General features: G+C 74.5%; 21 protein-coding genes. 7 read left to right on the forward strand and 14 right to left on the reverse strand.

All coding sequences use genetic code 11. From position 1 onward, the window contains the following. Positions 1-33 precede the first annotated feature (33 nt). From H030_RS36815 to speB, 3 genes are read right to left on the reverse strand one after another with little or no spacing between them, the layout of a single operon-like run. Complete coding sequence (locus tag H030_RS36815) at positions 34-663, reverse strand: TMEM175 family protein (protein WP_051222232.1); 630 nt, start codon at positions 661-663, stop codon at positions 34-36. Between the two features lie 31 nt (positions 664-694). Next, a complete protein-coding gene (locus H030_RS0109950; protein WP_027006013.1) occupies positions 695-1,789 on the reverse strand; it encodes a serine hydrolase domain-containing protein in 1,095 nt (364 codons plus the stop codon). Next, positions 1,786-2,742: an agmatinase gene (speB, locus tag H030_RS0109955; protein WP_027006014.1), complete on the reverse strand. Its 957-nt coding sequence runs from the start codon at positions 2,740-2,742 to the stop codon at positions 1,786-1,788. The genes H030_RS0109950 and speB overlap by 4 nt, the downstream gene beginning before the upstream one ends. Before the next feature lie 67 nt (positions 2,743-2,809). Between speB and H030_RS30875 the strand changes: the two genes are divergently transcribed. Next, positions 2,810-4,264: a helix-turn-helix domain-containing protein gene (locus H030_RS30875; RefSeq protein WP_196809069.1), complete on the forward strand. Its 1,455-nt coding sequence runs from the start codon at positions 2,810-2,812 to the stop codon at positions 4,262-4,264. On the opposite strand, the gene H030_RS30880 is transcribed toward H030_RS30875, so the two are convergent. The 4 genes from H030_RS30880 to H030_RS0109980 form a co-directional block, all read right to left on the reverse strand. Next, positions 4,234-5,184 carry a DUF1152 domain-containing protein gene (locus H030_RS30880; RefSeq protein WP_196809070.1) on the reverse strand — a complete coding sequence of 317 codons (951 nt, stop codon included), beginning with the start codon at positions 5,182-5,184 and terminating at the stop codon, positions 4,234-4,236. The two genes, H030_RS30875 and H030_RS30880, sit on opposite strands and share 31 nt — an antisense overlap. 27 nt (positions 5,185-5,211) lie before the next feature. Continuing rightward, positions 5,212-5,841, reverse strand: a complete 630-nt coding sequence (locus H030_RS0109970; protein WP_027006015.1) for a DUF1802 family protein — start codon at positions 5,839-5,841, stop codon at positions 5,212-5,214. 214 nt (positions 5,842-6,055) lie between these two features. Next, a complete protein-coding gene (locus H030_RS0109975) occupies positions 6,056-6,958 on the reverse strand; it encodes an NAD(P)-dependent oxidoreductase (protein WP_027006016.1) in 903 nt (300 codons plus the stop codon). A 443-nt stretch (positions 6,959-7,401) separates the two neighbouring features. Further along, positions 7,402-10,455, reverse strand: a complete 3,054-nt coding sequence (locus H030_RS0109980) for a helix-turn-helix transcriptional regulator (protein ID WP_027006017.1) — start codon at positions 10,453-10,455, stop codon at positions 7,402-7,404. Between the two features lie 435 nt (positions 10,456-10,890). Here H030_RS0109980 and H030_RS0109990 point away from each other — a divergent pair, with 435 nt between their 5' ends. Together H030_RS0109990 and H030_RS30890 are read left to right on the forward strand one after the other, a co-directional pair. Continuing rightward, positions 10,891-11,976, forward strand: a complete 1,086-nt coding sequence (locus H030_RS0109990; RefSeq protein ID WP_027006018.1) for a Gfo/Idh/MocA family oxidoreductase — start codon at positions 10,891-10,893, stop codon at positions 11,974-11,976. Then, positions 11,973-13,124: an MFS transporter gene (locus H030_RS30890; RefSeq protein ID WP_035126066.1), complete on the forward strand. Its 1,152-nt coding sequence runs from the start codon at positions 11,973-11,975 to the stop codon at positions 13,122-13,124. The genes H030_RS0109990 and H030_RS30890 overlap by 4 nt, the downstream gene beginning before the upstream one ends. On the opposite strand, the gene H030_RS0110000 is transcribed toward H030_RS30890, so the two are convergent. Further along, complete coding sequence (locus tag H030_RS0110000) at positions 13,109-13,540, reverse strand: hypothetical protein (protein WP_027006019.1); 432 nt, start codon at positions 13,538-13,540, stop codon at positions 13,109-13,111. The genes H030_RS30890 and H030_RS0110000 overlap by 16 nt on opposite strands. A gap of 38 nt (positions 13,541-13,578) precedes the next feature. Between H030_RS0110000 and H030_RS0110005 the strand changes: the two genes are divergently transcribed. Beyond that, on the forward strand, positions 13,579-14,031 hold the full coding sequence (locus tag H030_RS0110005) for a MarR family winged helix-turn-helix transcriptional regulator (protein WP_027006020.1): 453 nt from the start codon (positions 13,579-13,581) through the stop codon (positions 14,029-14,031). Continuing rightward, positions 14,031-14,399: a VOC family protein gene (locus H030_RS0110010; RefSeq protein ID WP_027006021.1), complete on the forward strand. Its 369-nt coding sequence runs from the start codon at positions 14,031-14,033 to the stop codon at positions 14,397-14,399. Before H030_RS0110005 ends, H030_RS0110010 begins: the two co-directional genes overlap by 1 nt. Before the next feature lie 5 nt (positions 14,400-14,404). Here H030_RS0110010 and H030_RS0110015 read toward each other — a convergent pair whose 3' ends face one another. The 4 genes from H030_RS0110015 to H030_RS0110030 all read right to left on the reverse strand — a co-directional run bounded on the left by H030_RS0110015 (position 14,405) and on the right by H030_RS0110030 (position 19,817). Next, positions 14,405-15,892 carry a hydantoinase B/oxoprolinase family protein gene (locus H030_RS0110015; RefSeq protein ID WP_027006022.1) on the reverse strand — a complete coding sequence of 496 codons (1,488 nt, stop codon included), beginning with the start codon at positions 15,890-15,892 and terminating at the stop codon, positions 14,405-14,407. After that, on the reverse strand, positions 15,889-17,754 hold the full coding sequence (locus H030_RS0110020) for a hydantoinase/oxoprolinase family protein (RefSeq protein ID WP_027006023.1): 1,866 nt from the start codon (positions 17,752-17,754) through the stop codon (positions 15,889-15,891). The genes H030_RS0110015 and H030_RS0110020 overlap by 4 nt, the downstream gene beginning before the upstream one ends. 29 nt (positions 17,755-17,783) lie before the next feature. Beyond that, complete coding sequence (locus H030_RS0110025; RefSeq protein WP_231398396.1) at positions 17,784-18,191, reverse strand: hypothetical protein; 408 nt, start codon at positions 18,189-18,191, stop codon at positions 17,784-17,786. A 162-nt stretch (positions 18,192-18,353) separates the two neighbouring features. Next, the gene (locus H030_RS0110030) at positions 18,354-19,817 is read right to left on the reverse strand and encodes an L-aspartate oxidase (RefSeq protein ID WP_027006025.1); all 1,464 of its coding nucleotides are present in this window, start codon (positions 19,815-19,817) and stop codon (positions 18,354-18,356) included. 80 nt (positions 19,818-19,897) lie between these two features. Between H030_RS0110030 and H030_RS30895 the strand changes: the two genes are divergently transcribed. Beyond that, a complete protein-coding gene (locus H030_RS30895) occupies positions 19,898-20,920 on the forward strand; it encodes a histone deacetylase (protein ID WP_035126069.1) in 1,023 nt (340 codons plus the stop codon). 30 nt (positions 20,921-20,950) lie between these two features. Then, positions 20,951-21,964, forward strand: coding sequence for a hypothetical protein (locus tag H030_RS0110040; protein WP_027006026.1), 1,014 nt, complete (start codon positions 20,951-20,953; stop codon positions 21,962-21,964). On the opposite strand, the gene H030_RS0110045 is transcribed toward H030_RS0110040, so the two are convergent. Together H030_RS0110045 and H030_RS0110050 are read right to left on the reverse strand one after the other, a co-directional pair. After that, positions 21,961-22,344, reverse strand: a complete 384-nt coding sequence (locus H030_RS0110045) for a hypothetical protein (protein ID WP_027006027.1) — start codon at positions 22,342-22,344, stop codon at positions 21,961-21,963. The two genes, H030_RS0110040 and H030_RS0110045, sit on opposite strands and share 4 nt — an antisense overlap. Next, positions 22,341-23,186 carry a zinc ribbon domain-containing protein gene (locus H030_RS0110050; RefSeq protein WP_027006028.1) on the reverse strand — a complete coding sequence of 282 codons (846 nt, stop codon included), beginning with the start codon at positions 23,184-23,186 and terminating at the stop codon, positions 22,341-22,343. Before H030_RS0110050 ends, H030_RS0110045 begins: the two co-directional genes overlap by 4 nt. Between the last annotated feature and the right edge of the window lie 71 nt (positions 23,187-23,257).

Consider the following 23,257-nt stretch of genomic DNA (forward strand, 5'->3'; position numbering starts at 1 on the left):
GACCCACCCGAGGCGCTGGAACCTAGAGGTTCCTCACTGCTCGTGCGCCGGTACGCCACGCAGGCGGCGCCCCAGGTACGGCGCCGCGCGGCCGGAGACGGCGAGCAGGAGCAGCAGGAACGGCGCGTTGCCCTCCAGCGCGTAGGCGGCCGGGATGCAGAGCGCGAAGACCGCGCCGTCGGCGAGCAGGCGGGCGCGCTCGCCGTCGATGACCGGCGTCCTCGGAACGGCGGCCATGACGCTCAGCAGCGCGCCGCCGGCGGCGAGGTTGAACGCGGCGTAGAAGGCCAGCGAGGAGGGCTCGCCGCCGTAGTTGGCCAGGACCGAGGCCGGGAACGGCACGGCGGCGACGAGCAACAGCACCCAGAACGTCCGCCTCGTGATCGCGCTCGTGAGCGTGGTGACGTGGCGCAGCGCGCGGCGGTGCGAGACCCAGTAGTTGGCGACGACGAAGAACGACACGACGAACGCGAGGTAGCTGCGCCACTGGTCCCCGAGCGCGTGGCGCAGGTCGGAGTCGCTGACGTGCCTGCCGAGGTCCGGGAGGTGCAGCTCCAGCGCCAGCAGCGTCATCGCGATCGCGAAGATGCCGTCGGAGAGCGCGAGGAGGCGGCCGAAGGAGTTGTCCTCCGCGGTGCTCTCCTCGTCGCGCTCGCCCGTCACGCCCGGCAAGCTACCGGTGGGTGCGGACCGGTTACGCGAGCTGGGCGACGGTCTCGTGGAACGCCTGGTGCACGGCGGCGCGGCGGGTCTCGTCCAGGGACGTGGGCCACGTCGACTGCACGGCGAGCACGGTCCTGGTGGGGTGGTCGACCATGCAGAACTGGCCGTGGATGCCGACGGCGACCAGGACGTCGCCGCCCGCGGGGACCCACCACTGGTTGCGGTAGTGGCCGCCGGGCTGGGCGTCGGCGTGCTCGCTCTGGGCGAAGGCCGCGGCGGAGTCGGGGGCACCGGCGCGGGTGTCGGTGAGCCACTCCGGTGGGACGATCCCGGCGCCGCCGTCGGCGACGAGCCGGCCGAAGCGCGCGAGGTCGCGGAGGCTGACGCAGATCCCGCCGTCGGCGACCGCGAAGCCGGCGCCGTCGACCGTGACCTGGGCGTCGGTCTCGGCGCCCATCGGGCCCCAGAGGTGGGTGCCGATCAGCTCGGCCAGCGGCGCGCCGGCGGCGCGGTGCAGGACCAGGCCGAGGACGTCGGTGAGGATCGAGCGGTACTCGAAGCGGCCGTGGTGCTCGCGGTGGTTGCTCAGGGTCCGCAGGTAGGCGATCGCGTCGGCGGCGGGCGGGGTGCCGGGCGCCCAGCGGAACTGGGCCTCGGAGGCGCGGATGTCGCTCTGGGGGTCGTCGTAGGTCTCGTCGAAGCGGGTGCCCGCGCGCATGTCGAGGAGGTCGCGGACGGTCGCGCCGTCGAACGAGGAGCCGGCCAGCTCGGGGACGATCGCGGTGACGAGGTCGTCCGGCGCGAGCTTCCCGTTGTTGATGATGATGCCCGCGAGCGTGCCGGTGATCGACTTCGAGACCGACTGCATCAGGTGGACGTCGTCGGGGCGCATGCCGCGCGCGTAGCGCTCCAGGACGACGTGGCCGTCGTGGAGGACGAGGACGCCGTCGGTCGTCGGATCCTCCAGGATGCGCTCGGCGGCGAGGCCGTCACGGAGGCGCTCCGGGAGTGGGCTCGGTGCCGCGGCGGAGGCGATCCGGGCGGTGGGGATGAGCTCGCGGATGTGGCGGTAGCCCCACCAGGTGTTGTTGGGGTCCTGCCAGTTGTTGATGGTGATGGTGGTCATGGTGAGGGGGTCGTGGCGAGGGCGCGGAGGGAGAGCAGCTCGAAGGCGATGTTGGCGGCGAGGACCGCGGTGATCTGGCCGGGGCCGTCGTAGATGGGCGAGACCTCCACGATGTCGAACCCGGTGAAGGACATGCCGGCCAACGATCGCAGGAAGGCTTGTGCCTCGTGGGGGAGGAGGCCCGCGATCTCGGGGGTGCCGGTGCCGGGCGCGAAGGCGGGGTCGATGACGTCGATGTCGAACGACAGGAACGCGGGGGCGTCGCCGACACGCTGCCTGACGCGCTCTGCGTATTGGGCCGGCGGCGTGGCGCGCAGCTCGTCGCAGGGGATGATGTCGAAGCCCATCGCGCGTGGCTCGTCGAGGTCCTTCGCGCTGTACAGGCCGCCGCGCATCCCGGCGAGGACCGACTTGTAGGGATCGATCAGCCCCTCTTCGAGCGCGCGGCGGAACGGGGTGCCGTGGAAGTAGCGCTCGCCGTAGTAGTGCTCCCAGGTGTCGGCGTGGGCGTCGAGGAGGACGACCGCCAGCGGGCCGTGGACGGCGGCGTGGGCGCGCAGCTCGCCGAGGACGATCGAGTGGTCGCCGCCGAGGACGATCGGCGTGACGCCCGCGTGGGTCGTCCAGGCGAGCCCTTCGGCGATCTGCGCCGCGGTGCGCTCGGCGTTGCCGGGGGTGATGTGGAGGTCGCCGCCGTCGACGATGCTCAGGCGCTCGAAGACGTCGACCTGGAGCGCAGGGTTGTACGGCCGCAACGCGATCGACTGCGCGCGGATCGCCTCCGGCCCGAACCGGGCGCCCGGCCGGTTGCTCGTGGCGGTGTCGAACGGGACGCCGATCGCGGCGACGTCGACCCCGTCGGGGTCGTCCTGGACGAGCGGGCAGCGCGCGAACGTGCGCACGCCGGTGTAGCGCGGAGCGAGCGACGCGTCCGCCGGACCGTAGTGAGGCATCACGCCGATGCTCCTCGCGCGCAGCCGCCAACGCTACGGACGATCCTCTGGCAGAGTAGGTCCCGTGTTGGAGGATCCACCAACCGTCACGCTCGCCGCGCTGCTCGCAGACGCCCGCCTCGGCCTGGAGCTGGTCGTGCCGAGCGATGCCGCCGAGTCTCGCGACGCCGCTGCTCCGCCGGCCGCCGACCCTGCGCGGGCTGCGGTCTCGTGGGTCCATGCGACGGAGCTGGAGGATCCGGCGCCGTGGCTCTCCGGCGGCGAGCTGCTGCTGACGACGGGCGCCTGGGGCCTCGACCGCGCGGACGCGTTCGCGGCGGCGGTCGCGGACGCCGGGGTGGCGGCGGTCGGCTGGGGGTTCCTGGGCGACGAGCGGGCGGTGCCGGAGGCCGTCGTCGCGGCGTGCGCGGCGCACGACCTCCCGCTGCTGTTCGTCCCGCGCGAGACGCCGTTCATCGCGATCGAGCGCGCCTTCGCCGACCTCCAGCACGACCGCCGCGCGGCCGCGCTGCGCACCTCGATCGACCGCAACGAGCGCCTCGTCGCCGCCCTCTCCGCCGGCCGCCGCGCGAAGGCCCGCCTGCTCACCGAGCTCGGCCGCGAGCTGGACCGCGAGGTCCGCATCGCCGCGCCCGGAGGCGCGGCGCGCGTCGCCGTCGCCACCGCTGAGGAGCCGCGGCCGGCGCGGTCCTGGGCGCTGGCCGAGGGGTTCGTGCTGGAGGTGGCGGTCGCGGGGGAGGCGGAGGTGGCGGTGGTCGAGCAGGTGGTGCCGTTCCTGCGGTTCGCGATCGAGCGGGAGCGGGATGCGGTGCGGGCGGAGCGGCGGTTGGCGGCGGAGCTGGTCGACGTCGCGCTCGCCGGGCAGACCGCGTTCGCGAGCGCGCGGATCAAGGCGTACGGGTTGGATCCGCGGGCGCCGCTGGTCGGGGTCGTGGTCGAGGGGGCGACGGTGGAGCGGGTCGAGCGGGTGCTGCGCCCTCATGATGGTGTGGTTGCTCCGCACGACGGCGTGGTCGTCGGGATCGTCCAGGCGCGGGAGGTCGACGGCGCCGCGCTGCATGCGGCGCTCGGCGCGGCGGTCGGGATCGGCGCGGTCGCGGAGGACGCCGAGCAGCTGCGCGCGTCGCTGATCGGCGCGCGCGAGGCCGCGCAGCTCGCCGCGCGCCTGACCCGTGGCTGGGCACGCGCCGACGAGATCGGCTCGCACACGCTGCTGCTCGCGCTCCAGGACGCGACGGTGCTGGAGACCTTCGCCGACAACGTCCTCGGCCCGATCGTCGCCCACGACGAGCAGCACGGCACCGAGCTGCTCGCGACCCTCGAGGCGTTCCTGGCCTCCGGCGGTCAGTGGCAGGCGACCGCCGACGCGCGCTCGATGCACGTCAACACGCTGCGCGCCCGGATCGCCCGCTGCGAGCAGCTCTCCGGCCGCCCGATCAAGGACATGGCCAACCGCGTCGACCTCTTCATCGCGCTGCGCGCCCGGCGCGCTCAGGCCGCGGCGGCGGCTTCGCGCTCGTAGTCGAGCTCGGTCCGGACGCCGAGCGCCGTCAGGATCGCCTGCGCGCCCTCCAGCGAGGGAGCGTCGGTGACGGCGAGCGCCAGGCGCGCCGCGCTGCGGATCGCCACCGCGGGGTCGAAGACGACCATGCGCCCACCGTCGGCCGTCAGCGGGACGGTCCGGCGACCGCCGCGGATCGGGACCGAGCCGGTCTCGCCGCGCGCGCAGCGGAGCGCCATCGCGGACGCCTCGGTGGTCACGAACGCCAGCGCCGCCTCCACGCGGTCGAGCGCCGCGGGCGGCAGCGGCAGGTCCTCCAACAACCCGCCGGCGGCGCCAACCTCGTCCAGCCGCGCCGCGACCTCGTCGGGCGTCAGCTCGCCGTCGCAGCCGATCCCGAAGACCGCGCCAAGGACCGGCGTCGCCAGCGCGGGCGCGGCGGCCAGGACGGTCGCGTCGGCCAGCGGCGACGCCAGTCCGGGCTCGTCGCCGTGGGCGAGCACGTCGCCGCCGACGTCGAGCAGGACCACGAGGTCGCACGCCAACGCGCGCGCCGCGGCGTCCAGCCCGGCGGCGATCGCGGCGGGACCGGGGTTGATGTCGAGCAACACCACCGGCTCGCCCAGGAATCGCGCCATGTCGCTCTCGCAGAACGAGAAGCCGCCGGGGCCCGTGGTGTCCGGGCCCGCGAGCCCGACGACGCCGTCGAGGATCGTCTCGTCAAGGCCGACGACATCGCTCAGAGGCCGCGGCCCCGGGAGCGGGTCGACCGGCCGGCGCTCCCACGTGATGCCGCCGACGACCGCGTCGGTGCCGAGCGCGCGGGAGGCTTCGGCGAACGCGAGCGCGCCCGCCACATCACCGCCGCCGCCGATGCCGACGACGAGGATCCGAGAAGCGGCGGCGACCTCCTCCTCTGCTCGCCGCCGCTCCCCAGTCACATCTGGGTGCTGCAATGGGTGGTCTGGCTAGACCAGCGCGGGGACACGCGCGTCGCAGATCTCGGAGATCTGCTCACGGGCGCGGTCGAACTCATCGTCCGACAGCACCGGGGTGCCCTCGAAGGGCAGGTCACGCGTGATCTCGAGCCACGACCGACAGCCACCGAACTCGTCCTTGACACGAACCGTGACAGGGCGCGGGATGCGGTAGGTACGAAGCAGCACGACGTGCAGCGGGTGGCGTCGCTTCCACGCCAGGCGCTTCTCGGCGTAGTCGGTGGTCCACACGTAGTACGGCGAGAGCTCGCCCACGGAACGCGGGTCGGTGATGGTCCAGCTGGCGGTGACCTCCGCCCACGCGCGGATCCGCACGCGGTCGGGCTGGCCGATGCCACCATCACGCGTCAGGGCGTGAAGCGGCGGCTCGCCATCGGGCCAGACGCCCTCTTCGAGGGCGCGGCGGAGCTCCGGCTGATGCGAGTCACGCACCAAGTCGTAGCGCTGGTGGTCGAACGTCGGGTAGAGGAAGAAGCGGTCGTGCTCGAGCGTGAAGTTCCGGCTCGGCTCACCGACGCCACCCTTTCGCAGGGTGACGAGCTGCTCGCCCTCGGCGAGCGCGCGGACAGTGACCGCCCATTCCTTGATCGCAATAGGCATAGAGGGGGTTCAGGTGGTAAGTGACGACAGAAATCCCACCGCGGGGGCCAACGGCACCACCGCGACTGGCATTCACCGGTACCCGGTGTCACGCCGCGGGAAGGACATCGATTGTGGCACGGGATGTGAAGATCCCAAAATCGTCCTGCTAAATCCGCGTTTTTGGGGTGACCTAGTTGGCGCGTAGACGCTCATATTGAACGTCTGCGTGCGGTCAATCGTCGTCGATGCGCAGACCAGCGAGTCCCTCGTAGCACTCGATGATCGCCGCGAAGTCCGCGTCGCCGTACCCGCGCCCAACCGCTGCAACCAGGGCGTCCCGGGCGGAATTCGCCGCCGGGAAGGGGACGCCGGCGCGCTGCGCCTCCTCGATGCAGAGGCGCACGTCCTTGAGCATGTGCTCGGTCTTGAAGAGCGTCGCGTAAGCGTGCTGACGCATCGGTTCCGCTTTGAGTCCGACCATCGTCGAGTTGCCCGATCCGGCGGCCAGGATCTGCGTCAGCGCCTCCAGATCGACGCCCGTTCCCGCACCCATCACGAGCGCCTGGGCGAGCGTCGCGGCGTTGGCCGCGGCGACCGCGTTGTTGATGAGCTTGATGATCTGCCCGTGGCCCAGCGCGCCGACGTGCACGATCGTGGTGCCCATCGCCTCCAGCGCCGGCATGGCCCGTGTGACATCGGTCTCACTACCGCCGGCCATGATCGTCAGCGTCCCATCCTCGGCCCGCGGCGACGAGCCGGTGACCGGCGCATCGACGAACCGCAGGTCCCTTTCGGCGAGCCGCGCGCCGATGTCCCGCGCATCCTCCGGGGCGATCGTCGACATGTCGACGAACAGCGTCCCGGAGGCCGCGGCGGGCGCTGCGGCATCCGGCCCATCGAGCAACAACCGCCGCACCTGATCGCCATCGACGACCATCGTGACGACGACATCCGCACCCGCGACCGCCTCAGCGGGCGTTGTTACAGCAGTAGCTCCCGGATGCCTCTCGGCCCACCTCGCGGCCTTCCCCTCCGTATGGGTCCACGCCCGGACCTCGAACCCCTTCGCCTCCAGGTTCGCCGCCATCCGCGAACCCATGATGCCCAGCCCCAGGAAGCCCACTGTCGTCGCCATGCGGCGAACCTACCGAGCCGCCGTGGTGTCCCGCTCGCTGCGCGGGTGGTGCTGCGAGGCCGCCGCTGTCGGGCATCGATGGCGAAGGCGTCTGCGCGGCGCGACCGTGCGCGGTGTGGCTCGGCCGGAGGGTGGGACCGGTGCGCGCGACGTCAACGGCAGACAGGTGTTCGCAGAGAACACCGAACTGCCGTTCACCCCCCAGAGGTGCATTTGGGTTCGCATAGGACCCAAATGCACCGTTGACCAACGCTTCGGTCCCGAACCCTCGCCCGTCCCGGCACCAGGCCGAGCCACACCGCGAACGCCGGCATCGCCACCAACGCCACTCGCCCTCGATGCCCGACCGCAAACGCACCACATCACCACCCACGCCGCGAGCTGAACGCCACGGGCGCCCGCGCCCGGGCCCGCGCGCCGCCCTCAACGCAACGAAGCGCTCCTCAGGCCACCGCCACCGAGTCATCACCCTCGATGCCCAACCGGTGGGCCACCGCAGCAGCCTCCGTGCGGGAGCGCACGTCGAGCTTGGCGAGGATCCGGGACACGTGGACCGAGGCTGTTTTCTCGGCCATGAAGAGCTCTTCGCCGATCTGGCGGTTCGTGCGGCCCTGGGCGACCAAGGCGAGGACGTCGCGTTCGCGGGGCGTCAGGCCCAGCTCGGCGGCCGGGTCGGTGACGGCGGCCGCGGGTGTTGTTGGGGTGCTTGGTGTCGCGGGCCTCGCTGCCGCGTCGGCGACGGCCTGCGGCGGGACGTCGAAGCGCAGGCGGCCGCGGCGCGCCAGCGCGGTCAGCTCCTCGATCACCCAGGCGGCGCCCAGCCGGGTCGCCAGCGCCAGCGCGTCGCTGCCGGCGGCCTCGGCGCGGGCGCGGTCGCCGGTGGCCAGCGAGGCCTCGGCCTCGCGCCAGCGCACGCGCGCAACCCGGAATGGCCGATCGATCGCGGCCCACGCGTCGGCGGCGCGTGCCCACAGCTCCGGGTCGGGCGTGCCGGTCGCGTCGACGGCCTCGGCCTCGGCGACCAGGACCATCGCGGCGGCCTCGGGCATCGCCGCGGCGAACGTGCGTGACGCGGCCTCGCGCGCCTGGTCGGCGTAGGCGCGCGCGGCGGCGACCGCCGCGGCCTCGTCGTCGGGCCGGCCCAGGTCGCGCGCCTGCTGCGCGGCGTCGGCCTCGACGCCCGCCGCCGAGGAGAAGATCCGCGCCAGCCGCGCGCCGTCGGCCATCGCCTCGGTCTCGGTCAGCCGCTCCAGGCCCATCCGGATCGCGGCGCGCGCGGCGACGATGTTGCGTTCGCGCCGCTCCAGGCCCGCGAGCATCGCGGTGATCGGCGCGTGCCACTGCGGCTCGTAGGAGCGCGCGACGAGGTCGCGGGCGATCACGAGGCGCTCGCGCGCATCGGCGTTGTCGCCGCGGCCGAGCGACAGCGACGCCCGCGTCAGCTCGTAGAAGACGCGCGTCGTGCCCTGCGTGACCCGCCCGAGCTCGAGCGGGACCAGCTCGTCGGCCTCGTCCCAGAAGCCCAGGTCATAGGCGATCTCGGCCTGCTGGATCGCCAGCCAGTTCGCGCGGCGGCCGAGCTCCCGGACCTCCTTGCGCCCCTGGACCAGCAGCTTGCGCGCCGCGTGCGTGTCGCCCGTGAAGTGCAGCGCGTCGGAGAGGTTGAGGTAGGAGCGCAGCAGCTGGTCGACGTCGCCGTCGGCCCGTGCCATCGCCATCGCCTCGCGGATCGTCGCGAACCCGCGCGAGGTGTCGCCGCCGCCGCGCAGGCAGACGCCCTTCGTGTTGAGCGCATGGATCCGGACGCTGCGGGCGCCGACCGCGTCGGCCACCTCGAGCGCCTCGTCGGCCATCTCCAGCGCGTCGCTGTAGCGACCCCACAGCATCAGCCCCGACGCCTTGGCGGCCAGCAGCTGCGCGCGCTCCTTGCTCGGCGGCACGACGGGCAGGAGCGCCAACGCCGCGTCCCACGCCTCCAGCGCGATCTGGCCCTTGCCGGAGTTCCAGCGCGCCTTGCCCAGGCGCTCCAGCAGCAGGGCGGCGCGGCCCGGCTCGCGCTCCTCGTCGATCTCGCCCAGCGCGCGCTTGAGCAGGTGGATGCAGCGCGAGTAGTCGAACTGGTTGGCGTTCGCCGCGCGCGAGAGCAGGTCGACGTGGTCGCACCCGGCCAGCGCCTCCGGGTCCACGACGCGATCCCACAGGACCAGCGCCCGCTCGTAGAAGACGGCGGCCTCGCCCTCGGCGTGGACGCGCTCGGCGGTCAGCGCCGCCCGGATCGCGGTGCGCAGCGCGGCCGGCTGGTCGCCGGCGGCGTCGAAGTGGTGGGCGATCTCGGCGGCCTGGTCCAGGCCGATGCACGGCGAGGCGGCCAGGCGCTCCTCCAGCACCGTGGCCAGCCGCAGGTGCAGCTCGCCGACCTCGCCGGGGAGCAGGTCGTCGTACACCGCCTCGCGCAGCAGGGCGTGGCGGAAGGCGATCCGGCCGTCGAACTGCGAGGCGAGGACGTGGTGGGCGACCGCCTCGCGCAGCGCGTGGCGCAGCTCGAGCGGGTCGAGCTGCGACGCCTCTTCAAGGACATCATGTTCGATGCGCTGCGCCGCCGAGACCCAGCGCAGCGCGTCCTGCGTCATCTCGCCGAGCGCCTCGACGCGCAGCATCAGCGCGTCGCGCAGCGACTCCGGCAGCGTGCCGTCGCCCTCGCGCTCGGCCGCCAGGATCTCCTCCGCGAACAGCGGGTTGCCCTCCGAGCGGGCCCAGACGCGGTCGAGCAGGTCCTCGTCGGGCTGGGCCCCGAGGATCGCCGCGACCTGCTCGGAGATCTCCTCGAGCGTGAAGCGCTCGACCGGCACGCGCGACGCGCGCTCGGTCCGCTCGATCTCCGCCAGGAACGGGCGCAGCGGGTGGCGGCGGTGGAGCTCGTCAACGCGGAACGTCGACACCACCAACAACCGCTGCGAGCAGACGTTGCGGGCCAGGAACGCGAGGAAGTCGCGAGTGGAGCGGTCGGCCCAGTGGAGGTCGTCGATGACGAGCAGGACCGGCGACTCCTCCGAGAGCTTCTCGAAGAGCATCAGCAGCAGCTCGAACAGGCGGCCCTGGGCGGAGCCCGCGTAGGGCTCGACGATCAGGTCGCCCGGGGTGCCGAGCTCAGGGAGGAGCCTGGCCAGCTCGGCGCGCTGCGGGCCGAGCTGCTCGAAGACGGGATGGCCGGAGCGGACGAGCGAGCGCAGCGCCGACACCAGCGGCGCGTAGGGCAGCTCGGAGTCGCCAAGGTCGATGCAGTCGCCCCAGAGGACGCGCGTGCCGCCGGCCTTGGCGCGCTCGGCGAAGTGGTCGACCAGACGCGACTTGCCGATGCCCGACTCGCCGGCGACGAACACGAGGCCCGCCTGGCAGGCGGTCCCCGGTCCATGCGCAGCGGTCATCAGCGCCGCGTCGAGCTGAGCAAGCTCGACGCGACGCCCGATGAAGGCGTCGCTGGTCACGCGAGCGGGCATGCCCGGGGGATTCTCGCGCAACCGGCGCCGTGCGGTCAGGTCGGTGATCGGTTGAGGGGTCAAAGGGGTGCTCGGTGCGCTGGAGCGTGGGGAGACGCTCCGTGTCGGGGGTTACGCGTGCGCCGTGCGGATCCGGGAGCGCGCATCGCGCCGGCTGCGGAGCCGACCCAAGAGGGCCGCGCGCTGAGGGATGCGCGGCTGGGGTCGGTTCCGCAAGCCGGCGCGCATGGCGTCCTCGTCGCGGACGGCGGCGAGAGGCTGTTGGAGGAGGAACAACATGGACAGCATCTTGCTGCTGAGAGGGTCGCTCCACATCGGGCGTACGGAGCGACCTTGAGGGGGTCGACCCCTTACCTGCGCGACAAGACCCCTTACCCGGCTGCGGCCCTAGCCGCCGGCGACCCCTTACTTCGCGGCGATAGCGTGCAGAACGGCATGAGCGACCACGACGGAAGTGCAACGGAACTGCGCGTCGCCCTGGCGGGCTACGGGCTGGCGGGAGCGGCGTTCCACGCGCCGCTGGTCGCCGCGACCGAGGGGCTGGAGCTGGCCTCCGTCGTGACGCGCTCGCAGGAGCGGCGGGGCGAGCTGGGCCGCGCCTTCCCGGACGCGCGCGCCGTCGACGCGCTCAGCGATGCGCTGGAGGACTGCGACGTCGTCGTGATCGCCTCACCGAATCGCTTCCACGCGGCGCTGGCGCACGAGGCGATCGCCGCGGGCAAGCACGTGGTGATCGACAAGCCGGTCGCGGTCACCGCACGCGAGGCGCGCGAGCTGCGCGACGCGGCGGCCGCCGCGGGCGTCGTCGCCGCCGCGTTCCACAACCGCCGCTGGGACGACGACTTCCTGACGCTGCGCCGCGAGCTGGACGCCGGGCGCCTGGGCCGCGTCGTGACGTTCGAGTCGCGCTTCGACCGCTTCCGCCCGCAGGTCAAGGAGGGCGCGTGGCGCGAGAACGCCGACCCCGCCGACGGCGGCGGGTTGTTGTTGGACTTGGGCTCGCACCTGGTCGACCAGGCGATCCAGCTGTTCGGCGCGCCCGCGACGGTCTACGCCGAGCTCGACGTCCGCCGCGCGGGCGCCGCGGTCGAGGACGACGTCTTCGTCGCGCTGGAGCATCCGGGCGGCGTGCGCTCGCACCTCTACGCGGGCGTCTTCGCGGCCGACGCGCCCGCGCGCTTCCGGGTGCTCGGCGAGCGCGGCGCGTTGTTGTTCTACGGGTTGGATCACCAGGAGCCGCAGCTGCGTGCGGGCCTGCGCCCCGGCGACCGCGGCTGGGCGACCCGCGAGACCGGTGACAGCGACGGTGCCTGGTGGCACGACGGCTCCGGGGCGGTCGAGCCGGTCGCGATGGCGCCGGGCGCGTGGGACTCGTACTACGCGGGCGTCGTGCGGACGATCCGGGATCGCAGCGGCGACACGCCGCCGCCCGTCACGCTCGACGACGCGATCGGCGTGCTCGACGTGCTGGAGGCCGCGCGCGACTCGGCGGCGCGCGGGACGGTCGTGGCCCTCGGATGACGCACGACGGAGCGGGCGGCGCCACGCGCGTCGCGCTCTACGCCGGCGGGTTCATCGGCCCGTTCGGCGGTGGCATGGTCACGGTGCTGATCCCGGAGCTGCGGGATGCGTTCGACGTGTCGTCGTCGGCCGCGTCGGTGGCGCTGACCGCCTACCTCGTGCCGTTCGCCGCGCTGCAGCTGGTCTCCGGGACGCTCGGGGAGCGCTTCGGGCGCGCGCGGGCCACGCGCGTCGCGTTCGTCGTGTACGCCTTGGCCTCGCTGTGGGCGGCGGTGGCGGGCGCGTTCGCGCCGTTCCTGATCGCCCGCGCGCTGCAGGGCGCGGCGAACGCGTTCACGACGCCGCTCGTCCTCGCCGCGCTGGCCGACGCGACGCCGGAGGCCGCGCTCGGCAGGACGATGGGGACGTTCGCCGCGGTCCAGACCGCGGGCGTGGTCGGCGCGCCGCTGGTCGGCGGGCTGGCGGGCGCGCTCGACTACCGGCTGGCGTTCGTCGTCGCGGCGGTCGCGGCGCTGATCCTGGCGTGGATGTCGCCGGGCGGCGGCGCGGCGAGGCAGCGCGTGAAGGCGGAGCGCCCGCGGTTCGTCGAGGCGCTCACGCCCCGGACGCGCTGGACCGCCGCCGCGGCGTTCCTCGCCTACCTCGGCGTGACCGGGCTCGGCGTGGTCGTCGCGCTGCGGGCGGGCGACGCGTTCGGCCTCGGGCCGACCGAGCGCGGGCTGCTGCTGGCGGGCTTCGGCGCGGCGGGCGTGGTCGCGGGGCGCCCGGCGGGCGGCCTGACCGACCGGCGCGGCGCGGTGGGCGTCGCCGTCGTTGGTGCGGCCGGCTGCGTGGTCCTGGTCCCACTGCTCGGGATCGTCGATCAGTGGGAAGGACTGGCGTTGGTGTGGTTGGTCACCGGCGTCGCCAGCGCCCTGCTGTGGGCGGGGCTGAACGTCCTGACCGTCGGCGCCGCGCCGGCCAACCGCGGCGGCGCGGTGTCGGTGATCGGGGCGTTCAAGTTCGCCGGCAATGCGCTCGCGCCGGTGTCGTGGCTGGCGCTCTACGACACCAGCGCCGAGCTGGCGTTCGCGGGCGCCGGCGGCGTCTGCGTGCTGCTCGCGGCCACCGTGACGCGCGCGGGCCGCGCCGCTCAGACGCGCGCGTAGCGGGCTTCGGCGACCGGCGCGAAGTCCGCCGCGTCGGCCAGGCGGACGGCGATCGTGTGGTGGAGCGTCGCGTTGTCGATGATGTCGAAGCGCGCGCGTTGGGTGCCGCGGGGCGTGGTCTTCTCCATTGCGGCGGGCGTCGCGCCGCGCGCGGGCCCGGGCGGGACGAAGCCGTAGGAGTCGAACCAGAACCATGCGAGCGTGTCGTCGGCGTCCGCGAGCCAGACGCCGTGGCCGCTGAGCGTCGTCGCGCCGTCGCGCTCCTGCGTGTAGTCGTGCAGGAGCGCGGTGCCGTCGAGCGCGGCGGTGGACGTGTGGCGGCCGTGCGCCGTGCCGCCGGGCGACCACGGCGAGGGGGAGAGGGTCTCCGCGCCGGCCCAGGTGCCGGCGAGGTCGGTGAGCGTGCTGGGGAGCATTCGTTGGAAGATACCAACGGTTGGTAGTCTCCCACGCCATGGACGATCGGTTGCCGCCGCGCCTGCTCGCGCGCCCCGCGTACGTGCTGTCGTTGCTGGGCAGGAACGCGCGGGCGGGGTCGGTCGCCGCGGTGGGCGACCTGCGGCTCGGGCACGTCGCGGTGCTGGCCGCGCTGGAGGACTTCGGCCCGCAGGCCCAGCGGACGCTGGGCGCGCGGCTGCGCCAGGACCCGAGCGACGTCGTCGGCCTGCTCGACGACCTGCAGGCGCGCGGCCTGATCACGCGCGAGCGCGATCCGGAGGACCGGCGGCGCCACCGCGTCGCGATCACGGCATCCGGGCGCCGAGCGCTGAAGGCCGCCGAGCGCAGGCTCGATCGCGCCGAGAGCGAACTGCTGGGGTCGCTTTCGGCGAGCGAGCGTGCGACGCTCCACCGGCTGGCCGCGAAGGCGCTGGCCGGCGTCGATCCCCGAGCCCAAGGAGCAGGTTGATGTCCAACCCGATCGTGCACTTCGAGATCATCGGCCAGGACGGCGCCGCCACCCAGAGGTTCTACGGCGACCTCTTCGGGTGGGCGATCAACGCCGACAACGAGTACAGGTACGGGCTGACCGACCCCGGCAAGGGCATGATGGACCACGGCATCGCCGGCGGGATCGCGGGCGGCGCCGACAGCGGCGGCCCGCGCACGACGATCTACGTCGAGGTCGACGACATCGAGGCGACGCTGGCCCGCGCCGAGGAGCTCGGCGGCAGGAAGGTCTTCGGCCCCGAGACGATCATGGACCGCATCACGCTGGCCCAGTTCACCGACCCGGACGGCAACATCATCGGGTTGCTCACGCCGGCGGGCGAGTAGCGCGGTCAGGCGCCGCCGTGGGCGCCGCCGCCGGGCGTCTCGATGCGCAGGCGGTCGCCGGGCGCGAGCGTACCGCCTGCCTTGGCGGGCAGCTCGTCGTCGTTGAGGATGTTGGCGCCGGGCTTCCCGGATCCGCCGCCCGCGGCGCCCGGCGGGGCGTGGCGGCGCCGCTCGGTGATGAGGGAGTAGTGCATCTCCGTGAGCGCTTCCAGCTCGCGGACGATGCCGTCGCCGCCGTCGTGCTCACCGGTTCCGCCGGAGTCCCGGCGGATCGAGTACTCGACGACGCGGACCGGGAACTCCAGCTCCAGCGCCTCGATCGGCGTGTTCAAGGTGTTGGACATCGCGACGTGCACGGCGCTGGGACCGGGCGCGTCGGGGCAGGCGCCCTGGCCGCCGCCGAGCGTCTCGTAGTAGGAGAAGTCGTCGTTGCCGAGCGTCAGGTTGTTCATCGTGCCCTGGCCGCAGGCGCGGCCGAAGGCCTGGAGGACGAGGTCGGCGACGCGCGACGAGGTCTCGACGTTCCCGGCGGCGACCGCCGCGGGCGCGCCGGCGTCGAGCAGCGTCCCCGGCTCGGTGATGACCGTGACCGGGCGGTGCGCGCCCGCGCTCGGCGGGATGTCGGCGTCGGTCAGGACGCGCACGGCGAACAGGCAGGCGCTGCGCGTCACGGCGACGGGGCAGTTGAGGTTCCCGGGGTCCTGTGCCGCGGAGCCGGTGAAGTCGAGGGTCAGCTCGTCGCCGGCGACGGTCGCGGTGACGCGCAGCTCCAGGTCGCCGTCGATCGCCTCCAGGACGTCGGTCGCCGTGTAGGTCCCGTCGGGCAGGTCGGCGATGCACGCGCGGGTGCGGCGCTCGGCGTAGTCCAGGACCGCGGCGAACGCGGAGCGTAGGCCGTCGATCCCGAGGCGCTCGGCAAGCTCGACGACGCGGCGCACCCCGAGCTGGTTGGCCGCCAGCTGCGCGCGCAGGTCCGCACGGCGCTCCGCGGGCTGGCGCATCTGGGACGCCAGCGCGCCGATCGCGTCGTCGTCGAGCACGCGCGGCGCGATCACGACGCCCTCCTCCTCGAGCGTCCGCGAGTCGAACGGCATCGACCCCGGGACGCGCCCGCCGACGTCGGCGTGGTGCGCGCGCGAGGCCGAGAACCCCAAGAGCTCCGCGCCCTCGCCCAGGATCGGCGTCACGACCGTGATGTCCGGCAGGTGCGTCCCGCCGCGGTAGGGGTCGTTCAGGACCCACGACGCGCCGCCGGCGTGGTCCTCGCCGAGCACCGCGGCGACCGACGCCGGCATCGCCCCGAGGTGGACCGGGATGTGCTCGGCCTGCATGACCATCTCGCCGTGCGCGTCGAACAGCGCGGTCGAGCAGTCGTGGCGCTCCTTGATGTTCGCGCTGTGCGCGCTGCGGATCAGGACCGCGCCCATCTCCTCGCACGCCGCGCGCAGCGCACCGGTGGCGACCTGCAGGGCGATGGGGTCGAGGCCGCTCACGACGCGTCACGGGTCAGGATCACGGTGCCGGTCGCGTCGCTCGAACCGCGCCAGCCGTCCGGGACGACGAGCGTCGCCTCCGGTAGTGCGACAACATCCGGACCGACCACATCGACTCGGTCGACCGCGGTCTCCCACGCGACGTCCGGGCCGGGCTCGACGCGCGCGGTCCGGACCGTGACCAGCTCGACCTCGGCGTCGTCGTCGGCGTAGCCGTAGCGCTCGCGGTGGGCGTCGGCGAAGGCGGTGCGCAGCGCGGAGGCGCGCGGCGGGACGTCGCGCAGCGCGAGCTCGTGGGACTGCCCGGCGTAGCGCGCGTCCCAGGTCACCTCGTCGGCGTCGCCGGCCAACGCGGCGAGCGCGGTGTCGGTCAGGTCAGCGCCGCGGAGAAGGACGGAGTGGGCCGTGTCGCGCCGCCGCTCCGCCGCTGCCAAGCCCAAAGCGCTCAGCACGCCCGCCGCGCGCGGCACGACGATCCGCGTGATCCCCAGCTCGTCGGCGATCGCCGCCGCGTGCAGCGGCCCGGCGCCGCCGAAGGCGAGCAGCGCGAAGCGGCGCGGGTCGATCCCGCGCTCGACGGTGACGACGCGCAGCGCCCGGACCATCTCGGTGTTCGCGACCCGGACGATGCCCTCCGCGCACGCGCGCGCGTCCGGGAGACCGAGCTCCTCGGCGAGCGCGCCGACCGCCCGCTGCGCCGCCTCGGCGTCGAGCGCCACGCCGCCGGCCAGCGGCCGTTCCACATCAAGATGCCCGAGCACGAGGTTCGCGTCGGTGACCGTCGGCTCGGTGCCACCGCGCCCGTAACAGGCCGGTCCCGGGTCGGCGCCCGCGCTGCGCGGCCCGACGCGCAGCGCGCCGCCCGCGTCGCGCCAGCCGATCGACCCGCCGCCCGCGCCGACCGTGTGGATGTCGACCATCGGCAGCGCCAGCGGCCGCCCGCCGATCGTGCGCCCGGCCGAAGCCCGGACGCGCCCGTCCTCCACGACGCAGACGTCGCACGACGTGCCGCCCATGTCGAAGCACAACAGGTCCGGCTCGCCGAGCCGCGCGCTGAGCAGCGCGGCCGCGGCGGCGCCGCCCGCGGGGCCGGACAGGACGGTCAGCGCGGCGTGGCCCGCGGCGGTGGACGCGTCGGTCAGCCCGCCCGACGACTGCATGATCGCGGGCTCCGGAAGTCCTTCGTCGACCGCGCCGTCGACCAGCCGCGTCAGGTAGGCGCGCAGCAGCGGCGACAGCGCCGCGTCGACCTCGGTCGTCGCCGCGCGCTCGAACTCCCGGAACGTCGCGGTGACCTCGTGCGACAGCGAGACGTGGACGTCGTCGCCGAGCCGCTCGCGCAAAGCTCGCCCCAGCAGCTCCTCGTGCTCCGGGTGGCGGTAGGCGTGCAGCAGCACGACCGCGACCGCTTCGGGTTCAAGTGCTGCAACTTGCTCGGCGACGGCGCGCGCCGCGTCCTCCGTCAGCGCGTGCATGACGCCTGAAGGCGTCATCCGCTCCGGCACCGCGACGCGCCGCTCCGGCGGGACCAGCGGCGCCGGCCGGTCCGCGCAGAGCCGGTACAGCTCCGGCCGCGCCTGGCGACCGAGCTCGACGACGTCGACGAAGCCCGCGGTCGCGCACAGGACCGTCCGGGCGCCCACGCCCTCCAGCAGCGCGTTGGTCGCCACGGTCATCCCGTGCGCGAACCCGGAGACGTCGGCCGGCGCCCGGCCCGCGTTCTCCAGCGCCGCCGCGACCGCCGCCAGGACGCCTTGGGACTGGTCGCCCGGCGTCGTCGGGGCCTTCGCGGTCACCAGCCGTCCGCCGTCGACCACGACGGCATCCGTGAAGGTCCCCCCGACGTCCACCCCGAGCAGCATCTGCCCGGGAACCTACCCAGCCACGCCGCCTAGGCGGCGATCGCCTCGCGCAGCTCGACCTCCTCGGTCTCCGCGAGGTGCTGGTGCGACGGGCAGTAGCCGTTGTGGGGCAGCGGCATCCGCTGGCACGCGGTCCCGCGGCGTGTCGTCGCGCGGCACTGCAGCGGCTGGCCGTGGACGTCGACGCCGTTCTGCGGCATCCGGTCCAGCCACTCCTCGGTGGCGGCGACGTAGCGCTCCACGACCGCCCAGACGCGCGCCTGCGCGGTCATCGGGAAGTAGCGCCGGATGTCGTTGAAGAGCGTGCGCGCGGGGCGCGCGAAGTAGTGGCGATCGCCGACGAGCCGCTCGATGTTCGACTCGCAGGCATGAAGCACGTGGTGGTGGGCCTCCTCGCACACGGACGCGTCCACGTCCTTGGCGAGCTCCCGGTACATGCCTCTGCTGAACTGGTACATGCTGACCCTCCCCTGGACCCTTGGGTTTGGCTGGCTCCCCGACCGGGTGCATCGTGCCCCGGGCTCATGAAGCACCAACGCACGGTCTGTTGAGTTCGCGTTAAGAGGGTGCTCGCGTTCAACCGAGCCCTAACAGAGGGCTCAGGTCCAGGGCTCGAAGGCGGGGGAGCCGCCGTTGCGGACGACGGCGTGATGGCCGTCGAGGGCTGGATCGGTGTCGGGGAAGTCGGTGCGGAAGTGGGCTCCGCGGGACTCCTGGCGCAGCATGGCGCATGCCGCGACGATCTGCGCCAGTGGGTGCGGATCGCGCGCGAGCTCGGCGAGGCCCGCCGCGTCGCGGGCGAGGCCCGCGTTGCGCCAGAGGTTCTCGCGCGTCGCCTGGCTCGGCGCGACGATCGCGGTCTGGGCGGGCGGGTTCTCGGGCGCGACGGGGAAGCGAGGCTCCGAGAGCCCGGCGAGCGCGGCGCGCTTGCCCTGGACGAAGCACTCGGTCAGCGAGTTGGACGCGAGGCGGTTGGCGCCGTGCAGGCCGGTGTTCGCGGTCTCGCCGACGACGTAGAGGCCCGGGACGGTCGAGGCGCCGTCGAGGTCGGCGACGACGCCGCCCATGCAGAAGTGGCTCGCGGGCGACACGGGCACGAGCTCGGTCGCCGGGTCCAGCCCGGACTCCCGGAGCGCGCCGACGATGTTCGGGAACGAGTGCGGGTCGACGTGGCGCATGTCGAGCCAGACGTTCCTGGTGTCCTGCTCGGCCATCTTGCGGAACACGGCCAGCGCGACCTCGTCGCGGGGCTTGAGCTCCTCGACGAAGCGCTCGTGCTGCGCGTCGAGCAGCGTCGCGCCCTCGCCGCGGATCGCCTCGGTGACCAGGAAGCCCTCGCGGCCCGGCACGCCGGCCACCGCGGTCGGGTGGAACTGGACGAACTCCAGGTCGGCGAGCGCGGCGCCCGCCGCGTGGGCGAGCATCATCCCGACGCCGAGCGAGCCCGGTGGGTTGGTCGTCCGGGCCCACAGCGCGGCGGCGCCGCCGGTCGCCAGGATCGTCGAGCGCGCCCGGACCGCGCGGCCGTCCTCCAGGACGACGCCGACGCAGCGGCCGTCGACCGTCCACGGCGCGGCGGCGCGGGCCTGCTCCAGGACCTCGATGCGGGGCTCCTCGACGACGACGGCGGAGAGCTGGCGGACGACGCGGCGCCCGGTCGCGCTGCCGCCCGCGTGGACGACGCGGCGCTTGGAGTGCCCGCCCTCCAGGCCGAGCGCGAGGCTGCCGTCCTGGGCGCGGTCGAAGGTGACGCCGTGCTCCTCGAGCTCGCGCACGGCGCCGGGCGCCTCGCGGCAGAGCAGGGAGGCGGCGCTGCGGCGCACGATCCCGCGGCCGGCGACCTCGGTGTCGCGGCGGTGGAGGTCCGGCGAGTCGGTGGGATCGAGCGCGGCGGCGAGGCCGCCCTGGGCCCAGTACGACGCGGTCTGGGCGAGCGGCGTGGCGGAGACGAGCGCGACACGCGCGCCCGCGCGAGCGGCGGTGAGCGCGGCGTAGAGGCCGGCCGCGCCGGCGCCGACGACCGCGACCTCGGCGTCGACGACGTGGGGAGCAGGTGCGGACAAGGCCAGGACCCTAGCGCTCGCGCGCGCCCGCGAGGGTGCGCGACGGCGTGCCGTTGGGCGCGCGGGTAGCGTTGGGGGCGATGGCCGACCCCGTCCTGTTCTCGCATCCGTCGTCGCTGCAGCACGATCCCGGGCCGCATCCGGAGCAGCCGGCGCGGATGACCGCGATCGCCGAGGCGCTGGAGGCGCGCGGGTGGCTGGGCTTCGAACGGCGTCAGTCGCCCGAGGCGACGCGTGCGCAGCTGGAGGCCGTGCACCCGGCGCGGCTGATCAACGGCGTGCACGAGCTGTGTGCGGCGGGCGGCGGGCGGATCGACGCGGACACGGTGGTCTCGCCGGGGTCGTGGGAGGCGGCGCTGCACGCGGCGGGCGGGGCGGTGGCGGTGGTGGATGCGCTGCTCGGCGCCTCGGGCGGCGATGTCCCGCGGGTTGCGGTCTCCGTGCACCGGCCGCCGGGCCACCACGCGGAGGCGCGGCGGTCGATGGGGTTCTGCCTGTTCAACAACGTCGCGGTCGGCGCGCGCTGGGCGAAGGAGCGGTACGGCGTCGAGCGCGTCCTGATCCTCGACTGGGACGTGCATCACGGCAACGGGACCCAGGACGTCTTCTACGACACCGCCGACGTGCTGTTCTGCTCGATCCACCAGTGGCCGCTGTACCCGGGGACGGGCGGCGCGGAGGAAGTTGGTGTTCTTGGTGGCGAGGGTTACACGGTCAACCTGCCCGTGCCGCCCGGGAGCGGCGACGAGACGTTCGGCTCGCTGGTCGAGCACGTCGTCGTGCCGCTCGCGCGTTCTTATAGGCCTGGGTTGATCCTGGTGTCGGCGGGCTACGACGCGCATGCCGACGACCCGCTGGCCGACGGGCGGGTGACCGACGCGGGCTACGCGACGATGGCGGCGTCGGTCCGGGCGGTCGCCGACGAGCTGGGCGTTCCTGTGGGTGTCGTGCTGGAGGGCGGCTACGACCTGGGCGCGCTGGCGCGCGGGTTGGTGGCGACGCTGGAGGTGCTGGGGTCTCCGGACGCCGTGGCTGCGCCGGAGCTGCCGGTGCACCCGCTGGCCGAGAAGCGCCTGGCCCAGCACGCCGCGCTGCTCGGTTGAGGGCGGGGCGCGCGGGGAAGGACCGCGTGCATGCGCCTCACCGGTCTGGTCTGCTCGCTGCTACTGGCGCTCACGGTTTGCGCGATCGCTGAGGCCGCGCCCGCGCCGCGGATCGTGCGCGTGCCGGGCGAGACCCAGGGGCTGGCGGTCGACAGCGGCGCCGCGTTCGTGCTCCGGCGCACCACGCAGTCGGCGGTGATCCGGGTCGACCTCGCGACCGGGCGGCGCACCACGGTGTTCCGGACCGCCGGCATCGTCGGCGACCTGGTGGCGGCAGGTGGCGTCCTGGGGTTCGACGTCGACGTGTCCGGCGACCCCGCCGGCGTCACGCAGGTGGTCGCGGTCCCGACGGCGGACCCGGCGGGCGGCGCGGCGGTCCTGAGGGAGGCGCCGCATCCCGTGGACGAGGAGTGCCCGCCGTTCGGCGTCGGCGGCGTCACTTCCGCGGGCGAGCTGTTGGTGTCCACGTACTCGGGGACGTGCGGGTCGGCGGACGCGACGGTGGTGGTGTCGGCGATCGGGCCGGCGGGTGAGCGGGTGCTGTCGACGGCGCGCGGCAGCGCCGGGCACTTCGTCGTCGGCGTCGCCGGAACGTGGGAGCTGGATACGGCGGGGGTGGACGTGGTCCGGCTGGTGAACGTCGCGACGGGCGCGGTCAGGACGTTCCGGTCGTCGCTGCCTCACGCCCTCGCGGAGGCGCGTGACCTGCAGCCGGACGGGCGCTTCGTGCTGACCGAGACCGTGCTGCGGCGCCATGGCGGCGAGGTCCAGCGCGTCCGCGTCATCGCGCCGGGCGACCCGCCGCGCGGCGGTCGCGTGCTCGGGACGGTCGGGTCGCCGCCGCGCCTGGCCGCGCTGTTCTGCGGCGGCAGGCTGGTGGTGTCCAGGACGAAGGACCGCCGCACGCGGATCCTCGTGGGCGAAAGGGAGGTCGCGCGGGTCTCGACGTCGGCCGACCCGTACGAGGCCTGCGACGCGAGGTACCTCGCGGTCGAGGCGAGCGGCTCGCCGACCCGACTCGCCGTCGTGCGGCTCGGGCGCTAGCCGCCGGAGCCCGGGATCGCCGCGCTCGCGCTGGGCGACGTCTGCGTCGCGGCGGGGGCGGTCGGGACCGTGGGCGTCTGGGCGGTGGTGTCGCCGGCGGGCGTCGAGGCCGGTGTTGTCGCGGTGGCCGAGGAGACGTTGCCGTCGTCGGCGGTCAGGTCGCTGAAGGCGAAGGCGAAGGCGGCGCCCGCGAGCACGATCACGACCGCGATCACGGCGATCGGCGCGCGCCAGTGCGGCGTCGGCGCCAGGCGCGTCCGGGCCGGCGCGCCGCACTCCAGGCACCAGTCCTGCTCGGGCGCGACGGTCGCGCCGCAGCGCGGGCAGCGCAACGCGGCGGGCGCGGGCCCGGAGACGCGGCCCGGCTCCTGGGTGCTCACTGCTCGCGGTGCTCGCGCTGGGCGAGCGGGTCGCCGCCGGGGCCGCCGAGCGAGGAGAACGCCTGCGTCGGCTGCTCGCCGCCGTTGTCGCCGGACGTCGCGCCGGACGCGCCCGACTCGGCGTCGTCGGCGCCGGGGAGGCCCGAAGGCGCCGACTGCTCGGCCTCGGTCGGCTCCGCAGGCGCGGCCGGCTCGGCAGCGGCCGGCTCCGGGACGGCGGGTGGCGCCTCCGGGGGCGGGTTGCCCTCCAGCGCGCCGGAGACCGGCGTCGGCGCCGGCTCAGCGGGGCTCACTTCTCCGACCGTCTGCGTGGCGATCGGCGCGGCCTCGGGCGCGGGCTGCGCCACGCCGCCGACCTCGACCATCGCCAGCGGGCCGCTGAACGCGATCCCGCACTGCGGGCAGAACCGCGCGTCGGACCCGTGCAGCGCGCCACAGCGCGGGCACGCGGCGACGCCGGGCTCGCGCAGCTCCAGGATGTCGCGGCGCTCGTTCAGCACGCGCTCGATCGCTCGCAGCTCGCGGTCGACCGCATCCAGCGCGGCGAGCTTGCCCAACACGAGGTCGTCGTTGCGCCGGCCGAAGCGGTGCAGGTCGAACGCCAGGCCGCCGAGGTCCCGGAAGCCCAGCTCCCGGACGCGGCGCAGGTAGCGCAACCGGCGCCGCAGGCGGCCGCGATCGCGGAAGCTCGGACGCGAGGGGGCGACGTCCTCGGGGGCGAGGCCGGCGGGAAGCGGCTGCTCCGGCGGCGCCACCGGCGGGGGCTGCGGCACGACCATCGTCGGCTGCTGCTCCTGCGGGTTCGGGTCGGCCGGAGCGTTGCGGCGGAAGAGACCCTTCATAGGAAGAAGGCGCCGTTTCGGCGCCGCGTCGGACGATACCAGCGCGTTCCGACACCGGCGCTGCGCGCCTG

Source organism: Conexibacter woesei Iso977N (genome assembly GCF_000424625.1).
GTDB classification, from domain to species: Bacteria; Actinomycetota; Thermoleophilia; order Solirubrobacterales; family Solirubrobacteraceae; genus Baekduia; species Baekduia woesei_A.